The sequence below is a fragment of the Paraburkholderia madseniana genome (assembly GCF_009690905.1).
Taxonomy (GTDB): Bacteria; Pseudomonadota; Gammaproteobacteria; order Burkholderiales; family Burkholderiaceae; genus Paraburkholderia; species Paraburkholderia madseniana.
The window spans coordinates 1-763 of record NZ_VOSW01000302.1; the positions used below are offsets into that span (position 1 = coordinate 1).

The window sequence follows — 763 nt, forward strand, 5'->3', positions numbered from 1 at the left end:
TGCGGATGGTGCCGCACAAGAACGGCCAGGCCAACGAAGGCCACGCGTGCGTGAAGGGCCGCTTCGCCTGGGGCTACGCGACGCACAAGGACCGCATCACCAAGCCGATGATCCGCGCGAAAATCACCGATCCGTGGCGTGAAGTGAGCTGGGAAGAAGCGCTCACGTACGCGGCGTCGGAATTCCGCCGCATTCAGGCGAAGCACGGCCGCGATTCGATCGGCGGCATCACGTCGTCGCGCTGCACGAACGAAGAAACGTATCTGGTACAGAAGCTCGTGCGCGCCGCCTTCGGCAACAATAACGTCGACACCTGTGCGCGCGTGTGCCACTCGCCGACCGGCTACGGCCTGAAGACCACGCTCGGCGAATCGGCCGGCACGCAAACCTTCGCCTCGGTCGACAAGGCCGACGTCATCATGGTCATCGGCGCCAATCCGACCGACGGCCACCCGGTGTTCGGCTCGCGCATGAAGCGCCGCATCCGCGAGGGCGCGAAGCTGATCGTCGTCGATCCGCGCCGCATCGATATCGTCGATACGCCGCACGTCAAGGCGTCGCATCATCTGCAATTGCGTCCGGGCACCAACGTCGCGGTGGTCAATGCACTCGCGCATGTGATCGTGACCGAAGGCTTGCTGAACGAAGCGTTCATCGCCGAGCGCTGCGAAACGCGCGCGTTCGAGCAATGGCGTGCGTTCGTCGCCCTGCCCGAGAATGCACCGGAAGCGACGGAGGAACTCACCGGCGTGCCCGCCGCATC

1 protein-coding gene is annotated in these 763 nt (G+C 65.0%); it reads left to right on the top strand.

Annotated features, from left to right (window positions below; all coding sequences use genetic code 11):
• Nucleotides 1-763, top strand: a 763-nt coding sequence (locus FSO04_RS45920; protein ID WP_154568030.1) for a molybdopterin-dependent oxidoreductase, incomplete at both ends; no start/stop codon positions are given.